This is a genomic window from Stenotrophomonas sp. Sm6012 (genome assembly GCF_030985895.1).
In the GTDB taxonomy this organism is placed as follows: domain Bacteria; phylum Pseudomonadota; class Gammaproteobacteria; order Xanthomonadales; family Xanthomonadaceae; genus Stenotrophomonas; species Stenotrophomonas forensis.
Map to the genome: position 1 here is coordinate 52,885 of NZ_JAPTFX010000007.1, position 15,749 is coordinate 68,633.

General features: G+C 64.2%; 15 protein-coding genes. 8 read left to right on the forward strand and 7 right to left on the reverse strand.

What is annotated here, in order from left to right; genetic code table 11:
- The first annotated feature begins 1,688 nt into the window (after positions 1-1,688).
- From O0J73_RS02715 to O0J73_RS02730, 4 genes are all read left to right on the forward strand, one after another.
- A complete protein-coding gene (locus tag O0J73_RS02715) occupies positions 1,689-3,542 on the forward strand; it encodes an AAA family ATPase (RefSeq protein WP_017355532.1) in 1,854 nt (617 codons plus the stop codon).
- Positions 3,539-5,353 carry an ATP-dependent helicase gene (locus tag O0J73_RS02720; protein WP_308307957.1) on the forward strand — a complete coding sequence of 605 codons (1,815 nt, stop codon included), beginning with the start codon at positions 3,539-3,541 and terminating at the stop codon, positions 5,351-5,353. Before O0J73_RS02715 ends, O0J73_RS02720 begins: the two co-directional genes overlap by 4 nt.
- Before the next feature lie 617 nt (positions 5,354-5,970).
- On the forward strand, positions 5,971-6,243 hold the full coding sequence (locus tag O0J73_RS02725) for a hypothetical protein (RefSeq protein ID WP_004153561.1): 273 nt from the start codon (positions 5,971-5,973) through the stop codon (positions 6,241-6,243).
- 162 nt (positions 6,244-6,405) lie between these two features.
- Positions 6,406-7,092 carry a L,D-transpeptidase gene (locus tag O0J73_RS02730; RefSeq protein WP_004153560.1) on the forward strand — a complete coding sequence of 229 codons (687 nt, stop codon included), beginning with the start codon at positions 6,406-6,408 and terminating at the stop codon, positions 7,090-7,092.
- 6 nt (positions 7,093-7,098) lie between these two features.
- Here O0J73_RS02730 and O0J73_RS02735 read toward each other — a convergent pair whose 3' ends face one another.
- Positions 7,099-7,473, reverse strand: coding sequence for a VOC family protein (locus O0J73_RS02735; protein ID WP_004153559.1), 375 nt, complete (start codon positions 7,471-7,473; stop codon positions 7,099-7,101).
- A 465-nt stretch (positions 7,474-7,938) separates the two neighbouring features.
- On the reverse strand, positions 7,939-8,613 hold the full coding sequence (locus tag O0J73_RS02740) for an Ivy family c-type lysozyme inhibitor (RefSeq protein ID WP_308307958.1): 675 nt from the start codon (positions 8,611-8,613) through the stop codon (positions 7,939-7,941).
- A gap of 112 nt (positions 8,614-8,725) precedes the next feature.
- Here O0J73_RS02740 and O0J73_RS02745 point away from each other — a divergent pair, with 112 nt between their 5' ends.
- Entirely contained in the window at positions 8,726-9,202 is a 477-nt protein-coding gene (locus O0J73_RS02745; protein WP_308307959.1) for a nuclear transport factor 2 family protein, read from the forward strand.
- A 151-nt stretch (positions 9,203-9,353) separates the two neighbouring features.
- On the opposite strand, the gene O0J73_RS02750 is transcribed toward O0J73_RS02745, so the two are convergent.
- The 5 genes from O0J73_RS02750 to O0J73_RS02770 form a co-directional block, all read right to left on the reverse strand.
- Complete coding sequence (locus tag O0J73_RS02750) at positions 9,354-10,379, reverse strand: NAD(P)H-dependent glycerol-3-phosphate dehydrogenase (RefSeq protein WP_004153554.1); 1,026 nt, start codon at positions 10,377-10,379, stop codon at positions 9,354-9,356.
- A 20-nt stretch (positions 10,380-10,399) separates the two neighbouring features.
- Positions 10,400-10,918 (reverse strand): protein-export chaperone SecB, encoded by a 519-nt coding sequence (gene secB, locus O0J73_RS02755; RefSeq protein WP_004153553.1) that lies wholly within the window; start codon positions 10,916-10,918, stop codon positions 10,400-10,402.
- Between the two features lie 100 nt (positions 10,919-11,018).
- Entirely contained in the window at positions 11,019-11,456 is a 438-nt protein-coding gene (locus O0J73_RS02760) for a rhodanese-like domain-containing protein (RefSeq protein ID WP_004153552.1), read from the reverse strand.
- A 57-nt stretch (positions 11,457-11,513) separates the two neighbouring features.
- Positions 11,514-11,939, reverse strand: a complete 426-nt coding sequence (locus O0J73_RS02765; RefSeq protein ID WP_004153551.1) for a hypothetical protein — start codon at positions 11,937-11,939, stop codon at positions 11,514-11,516.
- A 32-nt stretch (positions 11,940-11,971) separates the two neighbouring features.
- On the reverse strand, positions 11,972-12,439 hold the full coding sequence (locus tag O0J73_RS02770; RefSeq protein WP_004153550.1) for a YiiD C-terminal domain-containing protein: 468 nt from the start codon (positions 12,437-12,439) through the stop codon (positions 11,972-11,974).
- 35 nt (positions 12,440-12,474) lie between these two features.
- On the opposite strand from O0J73_RS02770, the gene O0J73_RS02775 reads away from it, so the two are divergent.
- The 3 genes from O0J73_RS02775 (at position 12,475) to O0J73_RS02785 (ending at position 15,665) form a co-directional block, all read left to right on the forward strand.
- On the forward strand, positions 12,475-13,284 hold the full coding sequence (locus tag O0J73_RS02775; protein WP_197564119.1) for a uroporphyrinogen-III synthase: 810 nt from the start codon (positions 12,475-12,477) through the stop codon (positions 13,282-13,284).
- Positions 13,285-13,388: 104 nt separating this feature from the next.
- Entirely contained in the window at positions 13,389-14,366 is a 978-nt protein-coding gene (locus tag O0J73_RS02780) for a uroporphyrinogen-III C-methyltransferase (protein ID WP_004153548.1), read from the forward strand.
- Positions 14,367-14,372: 6 nt separating this feature from the next.
- Positions 14,373-15,665, forward strand: a complete 1,293-nt coding sequence (locus O0J73_RS02785; protein ID WP_197564118.1) for a heme biosynthesis HemY N-terminal domain-containing protein — start codon at positions 14,373-14,375, stop codon at positions 15,663-15,665.
- The last annotated feature ends 84 nt before the right edge of the window (positions 15,666-15,749 follow it).

Sequence of the window (15,749 nt, forward strand, 5' to 3'; positions counted from 1 at the left end):
AACATCCAGCAGTTGCGAAGGGTCAAGGCGGCCTTATGCGCCTGCTGCGGTGGCAGACTAGCGCGCGCAGCCACCCACGAGAGGCCCAGCGCGCTTCAATCGTGGGCTAACGCCTCAATCGAGGACGTTGTGGGCTGGACGGCGACCAACCCCGATGTGGTCATTCCTCCAGAGAACTATCAGCGCTTCTTTGAAGGGCTTCGCCAAGATGGGACATTGGACAGGCTGAAGCTAGTTCACAACAGATTCTGGAGGGACGCAATCCGCTTCAGGCGATCTACTACCACGTTCAGAACACTCCTCAACTTATCTGCGATAAAATCTGTAGACATCATCGGAATTCTGACCAATCCAGTTCCGGCCTCATCGACGTCGCTGTTTCCAAACCATGAAGTGGACGGTGAGATCGCCTTTGATCTTGAGGACTGGGGAGCGCACGCAAGAAAGTTCGAAGTCGTGCTCCAAGCGCTTTGCAAGTTTAATACGCGCGTGTTTCCGAGTCAGGAGTTCCTCGGCGTACTGTTGGTTTCGAGGTCAAATAGTTCTATCCACCGTGCACCCTCGTTCCGGGTCTACAGGGATCTCCAGATGCGGCCTGGGCAGGATCTCTTGGCGGGTCGGGGAGTGACAAAAGCGATCATGGACCTCTCCATGACCCGCCTCGCAGCCGGCGCACGAGAGCGGGGCGTCGCCAGCGAACTCGTGAAGAGATTTGCTATTACGGCAGAGGCAGCTCGAGAATGCGCTCGGACGGCGATGATTATTACCAAGGCCATGCGCTCTCGAGCCTTCTCGGTTGCTGGTGATCCCGTCGCGTCCTCCGGAAGGAAGACGCCCCATTCCCATAGGGGCTAGAAAGGGAACAGTGGCCGCCAGGCTTGTTCCCTTGGCGCTCGCTTGGCCACCTACTCGGACGGGCGTATTCAGCGATCTGCCGGACGCTTCGATTGAGTCCAGGGGTGTTCCGATTCGTGCTCAGACCTCTCCGCCTAGGCCATAGCTTATGGCTAGTACGTGTCTACAAAAGGTTGGACGATTCAGATCAGCGAACGCGAGGTGGCACGCCAACTGCTAAATAGACTTCCTATGACCGAGGATGTTGCCAGGGAATGCGCCCGGACGGCAGTGGTCCTTGTAAGGGCGATGAGCTCTCGAGCCTTCTCAGTTGCTGGCGATCCCGTCGCGTGCGAGGGAACGAGGTCGCGACCATCCCGGAAAAGGTGATGAGTGCGCAGTCACTGCCCGGCCTACATCCCCCGGGTAGTCTGCGCCCGGTAACAGGCGATCAATCCACGCCTGCGGTGTGCTGCCTGCCGTGAGCCGGTACCTCGGCGACTGCTCTGTGCACCGACGGTCGCCATAGCGTCCGCCGGGTGCATTGGAGTCCCCGGCGTTCCTTGGCCATTCGGCGACCTCGGCGGCGGTCTTCACATTTCGAATATTGCCGATACCTGTTCCAAGCGCGATGTAGCCATCGTCAGCGTTTCCCTCCAGCATGCCGATCCGCAGTCCAGCCAAGGTCCCGGGCAACCTAAAGCGATGCGCGAATGAGGGCGAGGGGACCGTCCAATACCCATGAATTGAGTAGAATCGGTGCAGGTAGATAGGTGCTGTCAGCCGGCCGTCATCGTGCTGCAGCTATGGACAGGAGGGCGGCTACACCGCCATGAGCACAAGGAGACCTTAGGGTGTATTTGGCCGAGCTGACTATCTCGAACTTCCGCAAGATCAACAACGCAGTCCTGCACTTCCAAAGCGGACTGAACGTCCTGGTTGGTGCAAATAACGCGGGTAAGACTGCCATTGTCGATGCGTTGAGGTCGCTCCTTGCCGGGCACGACGAACCTTACCCGCGGCTGGACTCGGAGGATATTCATCGGCCGAAGACGGGATCGCCTAGCGGCAGCATCGTGTTCAAGTACATATTTCGAGGCTTGAGCCCCGATGATGAAGCTGACTTCATGACTGCCCTGAAGCCTGCTAAGGATGGGCAGATGGAGGCGCATATCACCATCAGCTTCTCCGAGGCGGACAAGACGGGGCGACTTAGAGCAAAGCGCTGGTGCGGAGACCATGATGATGTCGGCCTGACAGCGGACATGATGGAAAACCTTCGTGGGGTCTATCTACAGCCCCTACGTGATGCATCTCATGCCCTAAGACCCGGCCGCACAAGCCAGCTGTCCCGATTGTTTCAGCTGCTCGTTGATGACGATGGCAAGATCGAGATCAATAAGGCACTTAAGCTCCTGGATGATGAGCTCAAGACGAAAGCGCCCATTGTGAGTACCCATAAGGCCATAACCACCCGCCACTCCGAGATGCTGGGGCCACAGCTATCTCAGCTGCTCGGGCTCGGGGTTAGCGTCAGCGATTTCCAACGTTTGGCTTCGCGTCTCTCCCTTACCGTGGACCTGTTCGAGCTTGAGCAGAACGGGCTCGGATTCAACAATCTTATCTTCATGGCGGTCGTTCTCAGCGAGCTGACCAAGAACCCACAAGCCAGCTATCGAGGCCTGATCATTGAGGAGCCCGAGGCACATCTGCATCCCCAATTGCAGGCTGTTCTGCTGGGCTACTTTGAAAAGATCAAGGCAGTGGACAAGGAGAAGCCTGTCCAGCTGTTCGTTACCAGCCACTCCCCCAACTTTGCCAGCATCGCCAACCTCGACAGTTTGACTTGCCTGGTCGACACCGGAATCAAGGTGGAGACGTTCTTTCCCCGAGACATCAAGTTTGCCGTCGGAAAGCGTGAGAAGCTTGAGCGCTATTTGGACGTAACCCGGGCTGAGCTCTTCTTTGCACGCCGGGCCATCCTAGTTGAGGGTGCTGCGGAGTTGGTGCTTGTCAGTGTGCTCGCGGAGAGGTGCGGCCACGATCTACGCAAGCATGGTGTCAGCCTCATTAGCGTTGAAGGACTCAACTTCGACTCATTCATTCCACTGTTCGGCGAGAAAGCTCTGAAGATTCCTGTCTCCGTGCTTACGGATGCAGACCCAACGGGTCCGAGTGAAGAGGATGAAGAGCAAGAGGAAGAGGAAAAGGAAGAGGGCGATGGCAGCGCAGAAGCGGACGACCATGCGCCGGAAGATGTGACCTCCAGTGGAAAGAAGAAGGCTGCTCCTGTCTACCCTTCGATTGGCGACAAGGTGCAGGTGTCCGCCAATACCTTGAGTATGCTCAAGTTCGAGGATTCATATCTCAAGATCTTCCATGGGCTGAAGACGCTTGAGTATGACTTGGCCTTGTACGCCAGCAATCGCAAGATCATGCTTGCGGCGCTTAAGGAGCTACACCCGAAGATCTCTGCGAACCTGGAGAAGAAGGTGGACGCCGCTACGGGAGATGCAGAGAAGGCTCGCGCACTGTTCAGCGGAATGTTCGAGAGGAAGAACGGAAACGTCCAGAAGGGGCGCTTTGCACAAGCTTTGGCGTACCTGATCGCTAAGGCGAAAGAGGAAGACTTCACTGTTCCGGAGTACATCAAGTCTGCAGTCGAACACGCTTGCCAGCCTGGCCCGAAGAAGGCTGAGGGCGAATGAGCACGGATACCCCTTCAGTAGAACAGCGTCAGATCATCTCGGCTCCATTGCAACCCATGTCGGTCATCGCTTGCGCGGGAAGTGGGAAGACCTTCACGGCAGTACGCAGGCTGGCCCACATACGTCAATGCCTCGGTGATCACCGGGGCCGAGTTGCGCTCCTGTCCTTCTCGAACATCGCCGTGGAGACCTTCAGGCGCGAGTACCAGGCACTCGCAATGGGATCGCTCAAGATCCCTTCCCACCAGCGTGTTGAGATCGACACATTGGACGGGTTCATTGCGACAAACATTCTGCGACCCCACGCCCATCGGACGATGGGGTGTACCACGACCCCGTTCTTGCTATCAGGGAGCGAGTCATTCCTGCTAGGAAAGGACTATTGCTTCTGGGTGGAGTCGCCGAGAACCAAAAACTACCCAGTGCCACCAGGGCATATCCATCGCGTTGTCATTGGCCCTTCTGGGGCTGGAACGGACTTCTTTTACCAGAACTCCGGCATGCTGACGAAGATCAATAATGGTCCGAAGGCTGCCGCGGCCTTGGGAAAACTAGGGGCCTACACGCACGAGCTGGCACGCTATTGGGTCGACCTTACCCTCCGCAGCCAACCCGAGATCTTGCGAGTCCTCGCGCGTCGCTATCCCCACATCCTGATTGATGAAGCCCAGGATATCGGCATCCTGCACCAGGTGATCATTGAGAGGCTCAGCCAAGCAGGCTCTCAGATTTCCCTTATTGGCGATCCCAATCAAGGCATCTACGAGTTCATGGGCGCGACCGGCTCGTTCCTGTCAAGCTACCACAGCAAACCCGGTGTTTCTGCAGCCGCCCTGACCCGCAACTATCGGTCCGTACCGGCCGTGCTCGATCTTGCCAACGCAATCTCAGCGCGTACAGACGATCCGGATAGGACCGCGCCGTCTACGCTCCATGGGGCCTACTTCGTTCCGTACACGACCGCCGATACGAAGAAGGTTTTGGCTGCCTTCCAGGCAACACTGGTCTCCGCCGGGTTGGACCCTGGACGCTCGGCCGTGCTCTGCCGTGCACGCAAGTGGGCCGACGAGCTGGCTGGGCATGAGGGTGCGCCTGGCGTGGGAACGACTAAGATGCTTGCCCAGGCAGCCATGGTGCGCGATATCCACTCTGACTACTCAACAGCATTCAGACTCGTGGCAACTGCCATCATGGGTTTGACCGACAACGCGCCCAAGGGCATCGTTGCTCGCCTGACTCAGGCAGCCAGGTACCCAGAGGAACGAGCGCTTCGTCGTGTCATTTGGGCTTTCACGCGAGATCCGGTCTCGGGCCTGCCCAGCGCAGCGCTGCGCGCTGTTAGCGATTGGCAGCCGGCACTGTTGAAACGTTTAAGGGACCTGATGACCAATCTGAGCATGGCCCACGGACTCAATCACACCTCCTCCACGCTCGGTGCTCGGCTCTCGAAGAGAAGTTTGCCCAACTCGCCGCTAATGACCCCGCCGGACCTAGGTGCCGATCAGCCCCTGCGGGTAAAAATCAATACCGTGCACCAGGTCAAGGGCGAAAGTCTGGATGCCGTCCTCTACATGGCAACGAAGCCGCATGTGTCTGCGCTTCTAGACGGGGGTTCCACTGAGGACGGGCGAATTGGATATGTGGCTGTGACCCGGGCAAGGGATCTGCTGTGGCTGGCTGTTCCGGCGACAGCTTTGAAGAGCCTTCGTGCCGATCTTCAAGCGAAGGGCTTCAAGGACGCAACTGCTACGGTTTCGGCCCCTCCTGCCGGGCATGGCATCGGTGCCCCCTTGAGTGGGAAGACCGGATAAAAGCTCAGCCCGGCACCAGCAACTCAACGCCAGAAGACGAAGCTGAATGGGGGTAAGCAAAGGTCTTCTCCTAGATCGGACCTGAACGCGCATTCCTTGATGGAGTTGGTTCTGCTCGGTCTGAGGAGGGAACCTATGAGTGCTCAGCAACCATAGTTACGCCAATGGGGTAGAGAAATGGCTCGACCTATCGTTGCAGGTGGCGACTAACCTTTGGTTGCCCGTCTAATTGGGAGCGGCCGCACTCGCGGGCTGAACGATTCCTTCAGCCATCGCATTTCCCGCGAGTGCGTTGCCCATGCGACGAACAGGCACGCCGCCATTGCCGAGCTGCTGGATGTGCGCTTCGGGAACGCTGCAGCTCTGCCTGACGCAAGCGGGGCTGCGTGTGTCTGCCGAGCGAGGGCTCCCGCGTCATGCTGATGAATTGGCGGATATGAAGAGGCGCAAGGCGCTTCGATGACGTAGATCAGCTCGCCTGATCCCGCTTGTTAATGTTGGGTCAGCAGCAGGCTTCACAGCCCATCCACGTACTCAAATTGCAGCTGAAAGCGCTTGTCAGCGACGGGAACAAACGCCGCTATATTCCAGCTTCCCCAGACGAAGGAGGGAGTGCAATGAACCTGAACCCGCAACACATGAAGTCGGCCCGCGCACTTGCTGTCGCGCTCATCGCCACCGTGAGCCTTGGCGCCTGCGCCTCTTACAAGAACGAGTTTGCAACGATCAACTCGCGTCTCGATCAGCTCGACGTAAAGGTGCAGGGCGCCGCGCAGAGTGCGGAGTCCGCCAACCAGTCCGCACAGCAGGCCAACCAGCGCCTCGACCAGATCGAAGGCCGCGTCCAGCAGCTTGAAAGGGCACCCGCCGGCCGCAAGCCCCGCGGCTGATCGCTCCCTCACCGTTTGAATTGATCCGCTTCTGTATCGGGAACCAGTGGCCTTCGCCGGCCACTGGCATCCTTCCACCCAAGATTGCATTGCAAGGAAAGGAGCCGTCCCATTCGTACCTTCCCCTCCCCTGCACGCCGCGTCCTGCATGCCGCACTGCTCATGGCGCTGGCCGTTGCGTGCAGCGGCGTCGCCAACGCCAGGGACAAGGACGCACCTGCACCACCGGTGGCCGCCGTTGATGAACTTCCGCCTGACCAGAGCGTGTCCGAAACGGTGATCGAGCTGGCCGGGTGGGTGGTCGCCAGCAAGGACAACCAGGGCTATCCGTTCGCTGTCATGGACAAGGCCGCAGCGCAGGTTCTGGTCTTCAGCGGCGACGGCAAGCTGCGCGGCGCGGCACCGGCGCTGTTCGGATCGGCCATCGGTGATCACTCCGCACCCGGCGTCGCCAAGCTCGCATTGAGCGCGATTCCCGGCCACGACCGCACCACGCCTGCCGGCCGCTTCATTGGTGGCTACGGCCCCTCCGACGATGCCGGGCGCGTGTTGTGGGTGGACTACGATTCTGCCGTGTCGATGCATCCTCTGCCGCCGGGCAGCCCGAAGGAAAAGCGCGCCGAACGGTTGGCCTCGCCCACGCCGGACGACAACCGCGTCACCCATGGCTGCATCAATGTCTCGCCCGCGTTCTACGAGCAGATCGTGCAGGCCACGTTCGAGAAGGGTGGCGTGTTCTATATCCTGCCGGACAAGGATTCGATCGCGAAGACGTTCCCGGAATTCGCGCAGAGCAGGGGGGATGCAAAGGGCCAGGACGAAAAGGGTGCGCGGCGCGCAAGCAAGTAGCGCGCGCTAACGAGCGCTGTCCCTGTTCTCCATGACCTGCCCGATGCTGAGTTCATTGCCACTTGGGTCCGCCAGGCGGAAATCGCGCATGCCGTAGGGCCTGTCCCCGATGGGGACGACGATGGTGACACCCGAACCTTCAAGGGTCCGGTAATAGTCGTCGATACCGGATACGACCAGATAGGCATGTGCCGCACCTGCCGGCTTGCTCCCGGACCGTTGCGTGAGGGTGATCTCCACGCCGTCGCGGCAGACGGCAGCAATGTCGGAGGGATCACCCCACGACCACGCCAGTTCGAATCCGAGCGTGCCGCAGTAGAACGCGATCGACTCGGCAAGATGGTCTACGGACAGGATGGGAGAGATGGACTCGATCTTCATGGGCGCGGGAACCCTTCCATGTCGGGGTGTCGGCCGATCATAGCGTCCGGCCGGCCTCACGACCTGGCCCCTTGAACGGTGGACGAGCGCAGCCCTCCAGCGTTGGCGTTGTCGATGGGTCGCCCTGGCCGCACTCCTCCGCCGGTCCCGGGTACGACTCCGCCGATCCGGACGCTTTTCCCGCACCTCGCACCCACGCTGGAACCTCCGCCAACACCGAGGTTCCGAGATGCCACACCGCTTTCCCAAGGTTGCCCGCTGGACGGCGGGGCCGCCACAGGGCCAGGGCAAGCAGCGCGGCCTGCGCGGCGCCAATGGCGAAGACGACGGTCCAGAAAGCCATGGAAGGAGGCCGGTCGGCAACAGGTTGGGGTGGAAGCTTAGCAGCCGGTTTCCGGGCAGAAGAACAGGACGAACGGCCTACACCCGGCCCAGCATGTCCAGACGTTCCCCGCCGGCATCACCTCATTCGCAGAGCGCGCTGTCTTCCTTCAATGCGGCGTCATCCAGCGGGCGGAGCTGTTCGATCTGCTCGCGTTGCTCGGCCGTGGGCTCGCCCAGCCACCACACCCGGCAGCGCGCGGTAAGGCGGCCGACCATCTTCGACTGATCGGGTGAGTACAGCATCGCCAGCGCGGTGCCGGGGCAGTCGTGGGCCTGGCAGGCGGTGTAGAACCACCAGGGTTCGCCCTGAAGCACCAGCAGCTCGCCAGGCCCGCTGGGGCCGCTCAACAGGCGTTCGCGTAGCGACGGGATGTCCTTGTCGGCGGATTCGGCGGCCTGCGTTCCCTTCATCAATGCATCGAACGCGGCCAGCACCGTCGGGTCCTTGCGGCCACAATCGTCCACCGTGTTGCCGCCCACCAGGGTGAAGAAGTGGGTCGCCAACGGGTTGTCCTTGCAGGTGAGCTCACGGCCGACACTGGAGTCTTCCGGCTCGCCTTCACTGTCCCACACCGACGGATCCACTCCGTCCTCGATGGACGGTTCACTCTCGACCACGGTGGTCGTCGCTGCCGGTGTTCCAGCAGGTGCGGTGGGTGCCACCGCAGGTATCGTTTCGACGGCCTTCTCCGGCGCCTGCCCGCAGGCCGCCAGCAGCGCGACCGTCAGTGCCATCCCTGCAACTTGAATCTTCATTCCCTGTCCTTGTCTGATCTGCGACGCATGTGCCACACCAGCGCAGGGTGATTCTAACCAGCGGCGCGCTAGGATGCGTTCGCCGCTCCCGTCATCGCCAGGACCTGGACGCATGCGCCGTACACGACTCGCCGTGATCTTCTGCAGTGCGCTGCTGCTGGCAACGCCGGCCATTGCCCACGATGCTGAAGGCGCGAAGCCTGCACCACCGCTTCCCGATGCAACCCTGCCGGCGCCGCTGGATCGCGTGCTGCGCGACTACGAACAGGCGTGGCGCAAGCGGGATGCCAAGGCGCTCGCCCGGCTGTTCGCCGAGGATGGCTTCATCCTGCAGAGCAACCAGACGCCGGTGCGCGGACGCAGCGCGATCGAGGCGGCGTATTCCGGCCAGAGCGGCAGCCCGTTGCGGTTGCGCGCGTTGGCCTATGCCGTGGAAGGGAACATCGGCTACATCATCGGTGCCTACACCTTCGGCAACAACGTGGGGGACACCGGCAAGTTCACGCTGACGTTGAAACGCGTGGGCGATGGGCCGTGGATGATTTTCTCGGACATGGACAACAGCAACGCGCCGCCACGGGCGCGGTGATCGGGCGTTGCAGTAGATCCAAGCCATGCGTGGATATGCAGCACGCGTGATGCCAAGCGAGCTTGGCACTCACCAGGGCCTGTCTCCACCCGGCACCCGCTTGGTACTCCCTGATGAAAAACCCCCGGCGCATGGCCGGGGGTTTTTCGATTCACTTGAACAGCGTGTCCGGATATTCCGGTTTCTGTTCCCGCGCCAGCAGCGCACGCAGGCCTTCTTCCGGCGTCTGCTCGCCATGCAGCACAGCACGCACGCGGTCGGAGATCGGCAGGTCGATGCCATGGCGGCGCGCCTGTCGCATCACTTCGTCGGCGGTCTGCACCGACTCGACCACCTGGCCGATCTCGCGCACGGCATCCTGCAGCGTCTGGCCACGGCCCAGGGCCAGGCCCAGTCGGCGGTTGCGCGACAGGTCGCCGGTGCAGGTCAGCACCAGATCGCCGAGGCCTGCCAGGCCCATCAGCGTTTCCGGCTTGGCGCCGATCGCAGCGGCCAGGCGCAGCATTTCGTTGAGGCCGCGGGTGATCAGGCCGGCACGGGCGTTGAGGCCCAGCTGCATGCCATCGGCCACGCCGGTAGCCACGGCCAGCACGTTCTTCATCGCGCCGCCCAGCTCGGCACCGACCATGTCGTCGCCGGTGTAGGCGCGGAACGCCGGGCCGTGCATCGCCTCGGCCACCGCCTGCGCGAACTCGGGCACGTCGCCGTGCACGGTGATCGCGGTCGGCAGTCCCTGGGTCACTTCCTTGGCGAACGACGGCCCGGTGACAACAGCCAGCGGCACGTCCTCACCCAGCACTTCGCGCGCCACTTCATGCAGGAAGCGGCCCGAACCGGGCTCGAAGCCCTTGGTGGCCCAGGCCACGCCAGCACCGGCCGGACGCAGCGGCGCCAGCGCGCGCACGGTTTCGCCGAACGCGTGCGACGGGGTCACCACCAGGATCCAGGCCGCGCCTTCCACCGCCGACGCCAGGTCGGTGGTGGCACGCAGGCTGTCCGGCAATGGAATGCCCGGCAGGTAACGCGGGTTCTCGTGGCGCTGGTCGATGGCTTCGACCACGGCCGCGTCGCGCCCCCACAGCACGGTCGGGTGACCGTGCCGTGCGAGCAGGCTGGCCAGCGCGGTTCCCCAGGAACCGGCGCCGAGCACGGCGATCTTGTCAGCGGTAGTGCTCATCCGTGACGTCGCTGCAGGGATCAGGCGTTGCCGGCCGGCTCGGAGTCAGCCAGCGACGGTGCGTCGCCCTGCTCCTGGCGCTGGCGCAGGGTTTCTGCGTACAGGCCTTCGAAGTTGATCGGCTGCAGGAAGAACGGCGGGAAGCCGCCGGCCTGGATCAGGTCGCTGACCAGCTGGCGCACGTACGGGAACAGGATGTTCGGGCACTGGGTGCCGAGCAGCACGTCGATCGACTGCGGGTCCAGGCCAACCAGGCCGAACACGCCGGCCTGCTTCACTTCGGCCACGTAGGCGGTGCGCTCGCCGGCCTGGCAGGTCAGGGTCACGGCCAGCACGACCTCGAAGGCGTTCTCGCCCAGGCGCTGCACCTGCTGGTTCAGGTTCAGCTGCAGCTCCGGCTGCACCTGGTCATTGAAGATGGTCGGAGCGTTCGGCGACTCGAAGGAGACGTCCTTGACGTAGATCTTCTCGACGGTGAAAGCGGGGCCGGTGGCGGCATCGACCGGCGCAGCGGCGCCGTTGGTGATCTCTTCGGACATTTCCAGTAACTCCAGATAAATGCAATGAAAACGAGGGTCGAATTACTGCGATGGGGGCGGCATCAGGCCCATACAAGGCCGGATGCGCCACCTGCGGCAATCAGTTGCGGCCCTTGACCAGCGGCAGCTCGGCCTGCTGCCAGGCGGGAATGCCACCATCGAGCACGTAGACCTTTTCGAAACCGGCCTTCTTCAGCGCCTTGGCGGCGGTTTCCGAGGCGTTGCCGCTGCGGCATACCAGCACCACCGGCGACTGCTTGGCATTGGCTACCAGCTTGTTGTCCGGGCCGAAGGCACTGGCCTGGGCATTGCGGCTGCCGGCGATGTGGCCCTTCTCGAAGTCACCGCTGGCCGACAGGTCGACCACCACCGTGCCGCCCGCGTTCATCAGCTGGGTCAGTTCGGCGGGTTTGATGCCCTTGAAGCCCCGGAACAGGCGGCGGATCTCGGTGACGATGATGGCCACGGTCAGGCCGACCAGGGCCGCGGACAGCATCGGGTTTCGGCCTGCAAAGGCCAGCAACTCTTCGTAATTCACTCAGGTCACGGGTCGATTAAGCGGGCGCCGATTGTCGCACAAGCCGGACGCGGCCCGTCACTGCCCCTTCCACAGGTCCGGCAGGCCGGCGGACTGCCACCAGCGCTTGGCCTCCGGGTCCCAGCGCCAGCGCTCGACCACGACCACGGTGCGCTCGGCCTGGGTGTTCTGGTTGATCACCCCGATTTCGACGCGGCGCTCGACCTCGCCCCCTTCCAGCGAGGCGCTGCTGCGCTCGCGATAGGACGACACGCGCAGCTGCGCGTAGCGGTTGAGCTCGAACTCGGTCGGCGGCTTTTCCTTGCGCAGCTTCGGGTCCAGGTAACCGATGGCATCGTCCATGCTGCCCCAGCGGATGGTCGCCCCGTAGGCGATCTGGGTCTCTTCCAGCAGCTTGCGCTGCTTGCGGCTGAGGTCGTCGGCCGAGGCCACGGCGCTGGCCAGCAGCAGGGAACAGATCAGGAACTGGATGAGGCGGCGCATCGGTGGTTTCCCCAGAACGTCAGCCTGCCATCCTACCCTTTGGCGAAGGCAACGAAGCGACCGCTGAACTCGGCGGCCGGGCGGCCGTCGGCACCGGGCTGGGTGGCGATGATGCTGATGCGGGCCTTGCGGCGCTGGCGGAAGGTATTCAGGAAGGCGTCCCAGCCGCTCGCTTCGGCGGCTTCGGCATGGGCATGCAGGTCTTCGTAGACCGGTGCCAGGTAGCGCAGGTTGCTGTCGGCCACGTAGACCTCGGCATCGTGGCCGGCCAGGCGCAGGCGCAGGCTGACCAGCGCCCAGCCCGACAGGGTCAGTACCGAGGCCAGGCTGCCACCGAAGGCGTTGCCCTTGTCGTTGACGTTGGCAGCCAGCGGCGCGGTGATGCGCAGCACGCCATCGGCATAGCCGTCGAGCTGGATCTGCATGGCGCGGACCGCTGGCATGCAGTCCAGTACGTCCTGCAGGGCGGCCAACGAGGAAGTCAGGGCATCAACGGACATCGGAGCAGCGACCACGACAACGAAGGGCCCGCATAATGCAGGCAATGGCCGACCATACGATACCCACTGGCGCCGCTGGCTCCGACGCGGCCTGGACCCTGATTTCACTGCGCCCGCAAGGCCAGCATGTGGCGCTGCGCCGCGCCGTTGCTGGGCTGGGCGGGCATGTGCTGGCGCTTTCACCGTGGCGGTTGCAGCGCCTGCACGGCACGCCCGTGGTGCGCCAGCTGCAACGCGCGCTGAACTGCGATCGCGTGGTGTTCACCAGCCCGGCTGCGGTTGCTGCGGCCGCTTCCCTGCTGACGCTGGCCGAGGCGCAACGCAGCCCGTGGCTGACGGTAGGCGAAGGTACCGCGCGCGCGCTGCAGGCACACGGCATTTCCGAGGTGCATGCACCACAGCGTATGGACAGCGAAGGCCTGCTGGCGCTGCCGGTACTGGCCGACGTGCAGGGCCTGCGCATCGGCCTGGTGACCGCGCCCGGTGGCCGCGGCCTGATTGCCGCGCAGCTGCAGGCGGCCGGTGCCCGCATCGAACGCGCCGACGTCTACCAGCGGCGCCTGCTGCGCCTGGCGCCGCGCACGCTGGCACGACTGGCGCATTCAGCCTTTCCGTGGGTGCTGGCGGTCAGCAGCGGCGAAGCGCTGCAGCATTTCTGGCAGCAACTTCCAACCGCATTGCAGCAGCGCCTGCAGGCGCACGCGACCGCCGTGGTGGCCAGTGATCGCCTGGGTGAACAGGCGCGGGCGTTGGGCCTGCAGCACGTCGTGCGCGCGGCCGGCCCCACCACCGCACAGCTGGTGGCGGCTGCACACGCCACGCTCACCGTCCCGGCAGCGACCTGAACAGGGACGTGGGTCACGCTTGCCGCTGTGGTCGGCAACAGTGATGCTGTGCTCAACGCGGCCTGCCGGTCCCCCACCGGCGACGGTGCCGACAAGGAAGCCTGATGAACGACACTCCGCCCGTTTCCCCACCCCGTCGCTCCGCACGCTGGCTGCTGCCGCTGGCCGGTGTGGCCGTGCTCGGCGCGGGCGGCTACGCGGGCTGGTACTTCTGGCAGCAACAGCAGCGCGAACAGGCGGCGCAGGCGCAGACCACCGCCGTGCAGCTGCAGGGCCTGGAGGCCACGCTGGATGCGCTGCGCCGTGACCAGCGCGCGACCAGCCAGCGCCTGCAGGACGCGGCCACCACCAACCGCGTGCTGCGCGACGAGATGCTCGGCCTGTCCCAGCGCAGTGCACTGCTGGAAGAAAACCTGGCCAAGCTGGCCGACAGCGCCAACCAGGGCCGGCAGGCGGTGCAGCGCGACGAGGCCGAGTTGCTGCTGACCCAGGCCGCGCAACGCCTGAACTACGCCGACGATGTGGATGGCGCACGCCGCCTTTATGCCCAGGCCGCCACTGCGCTGGCCGATCTGCCCGACAGCGATGGCCTGAACCTGCGCCAGGCGCTGGTGCAGGAACGTGATGCACTGGATGCGCTCGGCGCCGGCCCGCGCGTGCAGTCGTTGCAGCGCCTGGATGCATTGGCCAAGGCCTTGCAGGGCCTGCCCTCGCAGGTGACCGGCAACGCTGCGCCGCCGACCGCCAGAGCCTGGTGGCAGGCCACGCTGGCACCGTTCGTGGACATCACCCCGAGCCGTCAGAACGGCCCGCTGACGGCTGCCGAACGCCGCAATGCCGACGATGCGCTGCAGCTGGAACTGACCCTGGCGCGCGCCGCGATCGAGCGCGGCGACCGTGCTGGCCGTGATACCGCGTTGGTACGCGTGGAGCATTGGGCGCAGCGGCGCTGGCCGGATTCACCGGCCCTGCGCGCACAACGTGCTGAACTGAAGGCCTTGCGCGAGCTACCGCTGCAGGCCAGCAACACCGTTCTTGGCAGCACCCTGCAGCAACTTCGCACCCAGACCGACCGGAGGTAATCCCGCATGAAACCCCTGCAATCCCTGGTCGTGCTGTTGCTGGCCGTGGCCATCGGCGTAGTCGCCGCGCAATGGCTCGGCGCCGATGACCTCAACCGTTTCGGCGAAGTGATCCTGCGATACGGCGGCTACGACTACCACAGCAACCTGCCGAAGGTCGCGTTGCTGGCGGTGATCGCGGTGCTGGTGCTGTGGCTGCTTTGGAGCCTGATTGCCGCACCGTTCCGGGCGTGGGGCCGCTACCGCCGCAAGCAGGGCCGGGTGCGCCTGATCGACGGCCTGCAGGCTTACGAGCACGGCCAGTGGCAGCGTGCGGAGAAGCTGCTGGACGGCGCCGCCAAGGACCCCGAAGTGAGCGCGGTGGCGCTGGCCAACGCCGTGCGCAGTGCGCAGGCACGGGCCGATGGCCCCGCCGGTGAAGCACTGCTGCAGCGCCTGGGCGAAAGCGATGCCACGCTGCAGGCGCTGCTGCGTGCCGAACAACTGCTGGCTCGCGAGCTGCCGGTGGATGCGATCAACGCGCTGGACGTGGCCGCGATCCAGCCGCTGCCGCCGCGTGGCCTGTGGCTGCGCACCGAGGCACTGGCGCAGGCCGGGCGCGCGCACGAGGCCTATGGGCAGCTGGGCGCGCTGCGGCAGAGCAAGGTGCTGCCGACCGATGCCAGCAGCGAACTGGAAGCACGCCTGGCAGCGCAGGCGCTGCTGGAAGCGGCCGACGTCAACGCGCTGGCCGCGCAGTGGGAAGCCACGCCGAAGGCACTGCGGCCGACGCCGGACGTGGTGGGTGCCTATGCCAGCCGTGCGGTAGCCCTGAACTGGGATGAGCCGGCGCTGCTGGCGCTGGAACAGGCCCTGGACCAGCGCTGGGATGATGAACTGGTGGCGCTGTATGGCCGCCTCCCGGCCGAGCGCCTGGCCACCCGTCAGGCCAACCTGCAGCGCTGGCGCAACGTGCATGACGGCTCGGCCGCGCTGCGCCTGGCGCAGGGCCGCGTGGCACTGGCGCAGCAGCAGTGGGATGCCGCCGACGCGTTCCTGCATGAGGCGATCGCCAGTGGCGCCGGGGCACCGGCATGGGAAGCGCTGGGTGAACTGTTCGCCCAGCGTGGCGAGCACGCACTGGCCGCGCAGTGCCTGGCCAATGCGCTGCGCCTGCAGCGCGGCGAGGACAGCGTGGCGCTGGTACGCAGCGAAGCGCCGCTGCGTGCCACGGTGGAAGAGCAGCCGATTGCAGTGCAGCCGCCGGTGTATGACGCCAATGAAGAGCGCGACGAGTTCGGTAACCCGCGGTTGCCCTGATCGGTAGTGCCGGCCGCTGGCCGGCATCCACCGGCGAATCTGGCACCGTGCCAAGCAAGCTTGGCACCCACCAGAGCAACCATC

Coding starts and splice junctions, on each gene's coding strand:
- O0J73_RS02770 (WP_004153550.1), bottom strand. CDS start 12,439: ATGTCCGTTGATGCCCTGACTTCCTCGTTGGCCGCCCTGCAGGACGTA.
- O0J73_RS02740 (WP_308307958.1), bottom strand. CDS start 8,613: ATGAAGATTCAAGTTGCAGGGATGGCACTGACGGTCGCGCTGCTGGCG.
- O0J73_RS02785 (WP_197564118.1), top strand. CDS start 14,373: ATGAAACCCCTGCAATCCCTGGTCGTGCTGTTGCTGGCCGTGGCCATC.
- O0J73_RS02745 (WP_308307959.1), top strand. CDS start 8,726: ATGCGCCGTACACGACTCGCCGTGATCTTCTGCAGTGCGCTGCTGCTG.
- O0J73_RS02775 (WP_197564119.1), top strand. CDS start 12,475: ATGCAGGCAATGGCCGACCATACGATACCCACTGGCGCCGCTGGCTCC.
- O0J73_RS02750 (WP_004153554.1), bottom strand. CDS start 10,379: ATGAGCACTACCGCTGACAAGATCGCCGTGCTCGGCGCCGGTTCCTGG.
- secB (WP_004153553.1), bottom strand. CDS start 10,918: ATGTCCGAAGAGATCACCAACGGCGCCGCTGCGCCGGTCGATGCCGCC.
- O0J73_RS02720 (WP_308307957.1), top strand. CDS start 3,539: ATGAGCACGGATACCCCTTCAGTAGAACAGCGTCAGATCATCTCGGCT.
- O0J73_RS02725 (WP_004153561.1), top strand. CDS start 5,971: ATGAACCTGAACCCGCAACACATGAAGTCGGCCCGCGCACTTGCTGTC.
- O0J73_RS02730 (WP_004153560.1), top strand. CDS start 6,406: ATGGCGCTGGCCGTTGCGTGCAGCGGCGTCGCCAACGCCAGGGACAAG.
- O0J73_RS02735 (WP_004153559.1), bottom strand. CDS start 7,473: ATGAAGATCGAGTCCATCTCTCCCATCCTGTCCGTAGACCATCTTGCC.
- O0J73_RS02780 (WP_004153548.1), top strand. CDS start 13,389: ATGAACGACACTCCGCCCGTTTCCCCACCCCGTCGCTCCGCACGCTGG.
- O0J73_RS02765 (WP_004153551.1), bottom strand. CDS start 11,939: ATGCGCCGCCTCATCCAGTTCCTGATCTGTTCCCTGCTGCTGGCCAGC.